The following is a 6,000-nucleotide window of genomic DNA, read 5'->3' as shown; positions in this document are numbered from 1 at the left end:
GCGGGCTTCCTCGCGGGCCCGGATCTCGGCCTCGGACAGCGGCAGCACCTGGTCGAGCCGGTGCCGGATCACGGTGGTCACCGACTCCGGTTCCTGACCGGCGTCGACGACCAGGTAGCGGCCGGGGTCGGCGGCGGCGAGCGTGAGGAAACCGGCGCGTACGCGCGCGTGGAACTCGGCGGGCTCGGACTCCAGCCGGTCCGGTGCCTCGGTGAAGCGTTCCCGCGCGGTCTCCGGGGCCACGTCCAGCAGCACGGTCATGTGCGGTACGAGGCCGTCGGTGGCCCAGCGGTTGATGCGGGCGATCTCGGTCGGCGACAGGTCGCGTCCGGCGCCCTGGTAGGCGACGGAGGAGTCGATGTACCGGTCGGAGATGACGACCGCGCCGCGCTCCAGGGCGGGGCGCACGACGGTGTCGATGTGTTCGGCGCGGTCGGCGGCGTACAGCAGGGCCTCGGCGCGGTGCGAGAGTCCGGCGCTGGAGACGTCCAGCAGGATGGACCGCAGCCGCTTGCCGACCGGGGTCGCGCCGGGTTCGCGCGTGAGGACGACCTCGTGCCCCTTGGCGCGGATCCAGTCGGCGAGAGCCTCGGCCTGGGTGGACTTGCCGGCGCCGTCGCCGCCCTCCAGGGCGATGAAGAAGCCTGCGGCGGCGGGCGTCTGCTCGGGGTCGTCGCCGCCGAGCAGTGCGTCGCGCAGGTCCTGGCGCAGCGGCACACCGGAACGGTCGTCGACCTTGGCCAGGACGAGCGCCGCCACCGGCAGCAGCAGCGCGCCGACCAGCATCAGCGTGAACGCGGCGCCGCCGTGCGCGAAGACGAAGCGGCCGTTCTCCAGCCGGTGCGGTCCGATGGCCGCGGCGAGAAGCGGGGCGGTCACCGCGCCGAGCGCCACCAGGACGCGGACCACCGCGTGCAGGTGCTCGGTGGTGCGGGCCCGGCGCTGTTCCTCGGTCTCCTGGTCGAGCAGCGTGTGCCCGGTGTTGGCGGCGATGCCCGCGCCGATGCCGGCCAGCGCCATGACCAGCAGCACGCTGGTGACGTCCGGCACGAGTCCGGCGGCCAGCAGCGCGACGCCGGTGAGGGCGAGGGCGAGGGCGAGCAGGCGGCGCCGGGACAGGGCCGGCAGCAGGGCGGGCGCGGTACGGATACCGACGACGACACCGCCGGTCAGCGCGCCCACCATCAGGCCGTAGAGCACGGGGCCGCCGCCGAGGTCCTTGGCGTGCAGCACCGACACGGCGACGGCGGCCGACACCGCGGCGGCGACGGACGCCGAGGCGAGCACCAGCAGCGGCATCGCGCCGGTGCGGCCCTTGTCGTTGCCCGTGGCGCTCTTCGGCCGGCGCAGCCCTTCGAGCGGGGACCGCGCGCGGGGGGTGCGGGTGCCGGGCAGTTCCAGGGAGGTGACGACGGACAGCGAGGCGGCGAAGAGTCCGGCCGCGACGTAGGAGGCGAGGGCGGCCTGGTGGGCGCCGAACCACTCGATGCCGGTGCCCAGCAGGTTGTTGAGGAGGGCCGCGACGACGAGCGCGAGGGCCGCGAGGGGTATCGCCACGAAGCCGGTGCGCAGCGACAGGCGCCGCAGTGCGTCCATGTGGTCGGGCAGCGGCCTGATGGTGGCGCCCTCGGGCGGCGGGGCGGGCAGCAGGGCGGGCGCGGCGCTTTCCCGGCACACCGTCCAGAAGCGCTCGGCGACCCCGGTCACGAAGACGGTGACGAGCAGGATGGCCGGCGCGTTCCGCGGGGTCCAGTCGATCCACAGGGGCGCGACGATGAGCAGGGCGGCCCGCAGTCCGTCGGCGCCGACCATGGTCCAGCGGCGGTCCAGCGGCCCGTCCTGCGAGGTGAGCGAGGTGAGCGGGCCGAGGAGTACGGCGCCGAACAGCAGCGTCGCGAGGATGCGCACCCCGAAAACGGTCGCCACTGCGAACGCCGCTCCCCGACTGCCGCCACCGAACGACTGTTCGGCGATGGTCGCCTGGAGGACCAGGAGGACCAGCACCAGAAGGGCGAGGACGTCACCGACCCCGCCCACCAGGTGCGCGCTCCACAGCCGTTTCAGCTGGGGTCGGCGCAGCAGGGCGCGGACGGCACGCTCGCGGGAGTCCGCGACCAGGGCGTCGTCGGGGGCCGGCTGAGGGGCCGTAGGCTGCTCGGCTCGCGTCATGCGTTCAGCCTATCGGCCCGCGCCCACAGCCCGGCGCGACGCGCCTGACATGCACACGCCCCGACACCAAAGTGTTGCCGGGGCGTTCGCATTCCGAACGCCGGGCGAAGACCGCCCGGCGCTGCCGGGGAGGGGTCAGTCCTCCGCCCCGTTCGAGGCGGTCGCCTTCTTGGCGGCGGTCTTCTTCGCCGCGGTCGCCTTCGCCGCCGTCTTCGCGGTCGTGGTCTTCTTCGCCGCGGTCTTCTTGGCGGCCGTCGCCTTCTTCGCCGGCGCCTTCTTCGCCGCCGTCTTCTTGACGGTCTTCTTCGCGGCCTTCTTGGCGGGGCCCTTCGCCCGCTTCTCCGCGAGCAGTTCGAAACCGCGCTCCGGGGTGATCTCCTCGACGCTGTCGCCGGAGCGCAGCGTCGCGTTGGTCTCCCCGTCGGTGACGTACGGGCCGAAGCGGCCGTCCTTCACCACGACCGGCTTCTCGCTGACCGGGTCGGTGCCCAGCTCCTTCAGCGGCGGCTTGGCCGCCGCCCGGCCACGCTGCTTGGGCTGGGCGTAGATCGCCAGCGCCTCCTCCAGCGTGATCGTGAAGAGCTGCTCCTCGGACTGCAGCGACCGCGAGTCGGTGCCCTTCTTCAGGTACGGCCCGTAACGGCCGTTCTGCGCGGTGATCTCCTGGCCCTCGGCGTCCGCGCCGACCACGCGCGGCAGCGACATCAGCCTCAGCGCGTCGTCGAGCGTCACCGTGTCCAGGGACATCGACTTGAAGAGGGAGGCGGTGCGCGGCTTGACCGCGTTCTTGCCGGTCTTCGGGGTGCCCTCGGGGAGGACCTCCGTGACGTACGGGCCGTAGCGGCCGTCCTTGGCGACGATCGTGTGACCGGTCGCCGGGTCGGCGCCCAGTTCGAAGTCACCGCTCGGCTTGGCGAGCAGTTCCTCGGCGAGCTCGACGGTCAGCTCGTCGGGCGCCAGGTCGTCGGGGACGTCGGCCCGCTGGTGCTGCTCGCTGTCCTTCTCACCGCGCTCGACGTACGGGCCGTAGCGCCCGACCCGCAGCACGATGCCGTTGCCCACCGGGAACGACGACACCTCGCGCGCGTCGATCGCGCCCAGGTCGGTCACCAGTTCCTTGAGGCCGCCGAGGTGGTCCCCGTCGCCGTTGCCCGCCTCGGCCGCGCCGCCGTTGTCGCCCGCGGCGAAGCCGCTGTCGGGCACGGTCTCGCCGAAGTAGAACCGCTTCAGCCACGGCACGGCCCGTGCCTCGCCGCGCGCGATGCGGTCGAGGTCGTCCTCCATCTTCGCGGTGAAGTCGTAGTCGACGAGCCGGCCGAAGTGCTTCTCCAGCAGGTTGACCACGGCGAAGGAGAGGAAGGACGGGACCAGCGCCGTGCCCTTCTTGAAGACGTACCCGCGGTCGAGGATCGTGCCGATGATCGACGCGTACGTCGACGGACGGCCGATCTCCCGCTCCTCCAGTTCCTTGACCAGGGACGCCTCGGTGTAGCGGGCCGGGGGCTTGGTGGCGTGCCCGTCGACCGTGATCTCCTCGGCGGTCAGGGCGTCGCCCTCGGCGACCTGCGGCAGCCGGCGCTCGCGGTCGTCGAGCTCGGCGTTCGGGTCGTCCGCGCCCTCGACGTACGCCTTCAGGAAGCCGTGGAAGGTGATCGTCTTGCCGGACGCGCTGAACTCGACGTCCCGTCCGTCGGCGGCCGTGCCACCGATCTTCACGGTGACGGAGTTGCCGGTGGCGTCCTTCATCTGCGAGGCGACGGTCCGCTTCCAGATCAGCTCGTACAGCTTGAACTGGTCGCCGGTCAGCCCGGTCTCCGCGGGCGTGCGGAAACGGTCCCCCGAGGGACGGATCGCCTCGTGCGCCTCCTGCGCGTTCTTCACCTTGCCCGCGTAGGTGCGCGGCTGCGGAGGCAGGTAGTCGGCGCCGTACAGCTGCGTGACCTGGGCGCGGGCGGCGGCGACCGCCGTCTCGCTCAGGGTCGTCGAGTCCGTACGCATGTAGGTGATGTAGCCGTTCTCGTACAGCTTCTGCGCGACCTGCATGGTGGCCTTCGCGCCGAAGCCGAGCTTGCGGCTCGCCTCCTGCTGCAGCGTCGTCGTACGGAACGGGGCGTACGGCGAGCGGCGGTACGGCTTGGACTCGACCGAGCGCACGGCGAACCGCGTGCTCTCCAGGGCGGCGGCGAGCGCGCGGGCGTTCGCCTCGTCGAGGTGCAGGGTGTTCGCGCTCTTCAGCTGTCCCAGCGAGTCGAAGTCGCGGCCCTGCGCGACCCGCCGCCCGTCGACGCTCTGCAGGCGCGCGACCAGCGACGAGGGGTCGGACCGGTCGCCCTCGCGGCCGGATGGGGGTCCCCCCGCCGGAGCGAAGCCGGAGGTGGGGGAGAAGGTGCCCGTCAGGTCCCAGTACTCGGCGGAACGGAACGCCATGCGCTCGCGCTCCCGCTCCACCACGAGCCGGGTGGCGACGGACTGCACGCGGCCGGCCGACAGCCGGGGCATGACCTTCTTCCACAGGACCGGCGAGACCTCGTAGCCGTAGAGACGGTCGAGGATGCGGCGGGTCTCCTGGGCGTCGACCAGCTTCTGGTTGAGCTGGCGCGGGTTGGCCACGGCCTCGCGGATCGCGTCCTTGGTGATCTCGTGGAAGACCATCCGCTTGACCGGGATCTTCGGCTTGAGCACTTCCTGCAGGTGCCACGCGATGGCCTCGCCCTCGCGGTCCTCATCGGTGGCGAGGAAGAGTTCGTCGGACTCCTTCAACAGGTCCTTGAGCTTCTTGACCTGGGCACGCTTGTCCGCGTTGACCACATAGATCGGCTGGAAGTCATGGTCGACGTCCACACCGAGGCGACGGACTTCGCCGGTGTACTTCTCCGGCACCTCCGCGGCGCCGTTGGGAAGGTCGCGAATGTGCCCGACGCTCGCCTCGACGATGTAGCCAGGGCCGAGATAGCCCTTGATCGTCTTCGCCTTGGCAGGCGACTCGACAATGACGAGTCGGCGCCCGCCGTTCGCGGTCTCGCTGGTCGGGGACAACTTCGCTCTTCTCTCCGGTCGACGCTGGGGCCTCCCCAGGCGGTCTTCCCGGGGTCGGGTCATGGTGACGCTGCGGAGTGTGACGGTACATCCCGCCCCCGTGTCAAACGGGAAAAGCCCGCAACGGCCACTCGAACGGTAACCCGACTACCACCGTTCCTGCCGCCCGGAGTGTCCAGACTGCGCCTGCCCTTATGCGGAGCGCAACCCGCCGCTTGCCGGGGAGCGGCCAGGACCCGAGCGCCTCACAGGCGGGTGAAGCACCATGCGCCGAGCGCCAGGATGATCACCGCGGCGAGCCCGGCGACGGTGACCGATGCGACCGGGCTCACACCCTGGGCGACCGGGCGGTGCTGCCGGGCGCGGGTCACGATCCAGGCCAGCAGAGCGGCCCCGAACAGGCAGAACACCATTCCCACGAAGATCGCCGGTCCGCGTTCCATCGACGCCCCAGCCCCCTCTTTCCGTCCGCTGTGCCGTCCGTCGGCAGCGGCCCGGACGTGACGCTGCCACCCCCGGACGGCGCGCGGGCGAACCGGAGGTGAACGCGGGGGCCACAGGGCCCCGCGAGCCGGCCGGAACGAGTGCGGGAATCCGCAGGAATCGGCGCGGGGAACCGCGCGGGGCGGTGCGTCGAACCGCCGGAATCGGCGCGGGGAACCGCGCGGAGCGGTGCGTCGAACCGCCGGAATCGGTGCGGGGACCGCCGGAACCGGCACCGTGCCGCCGGCGGTGCCGGGCCGCCGGGGGCGCTTCCGGAACGCCGTGCGGCACGACGTGCGGAACGCCGACGGG

Annotated in this window: 3 protein-coding genes; all 3 read right to left on the bottom strand. The window is 72.2% G+C overall.

Annotated elements, in window-relative coordinates; translation table 11 throughout:
• On the bottom strand, positions 1–2,169 hold a 2,169-nt coding region (gene tmk, locus IE172_RS08315; RefSeq protein WP_190096430.1), incomplete at its 3' end, for a dTMP kinase.
• 135 nt (positions 2,170–2,304) lie between these two features.
• On the bottom strand, positions 2,305–5,205 hold the full coding sequence (gene topA, locus IE172_RS08310; protein WP_190096429.1) for a type I DNA topoisomerase: 2,901 nt from the start codon (positions 5,203–5,205) through the stop codon (positions 2,305–2,307).
• A gap of 245 nt (positions 5,206–5,450) precedes the next feature.
• A complete protein-coding gene (locus tag IE172_RS08305) occupies positions 5,451–5,648 on the bottom strand; it encodes a hypothetical protein (RefSeq protein WP_190096428.1) in 198 nt (65 codons plus the stop codon).
• Positions 5,649–6,000: the final 352 nt, after the last annotated feature.

The organism is Streptomyces griseoflavus, from assembly GCF_014649995.1.
In the GTDB taxonomy this organism is placed as follows: domain Bacteria; phylum Actinomycetota; class Actinomycetes; order Streptomycetales; family Streptomycetaceae; genus Streptomyces; species Streptomyces griseoflavus.
This window is presented reverse-complemented; position numbering and strand designations above follow the sequence as displayed.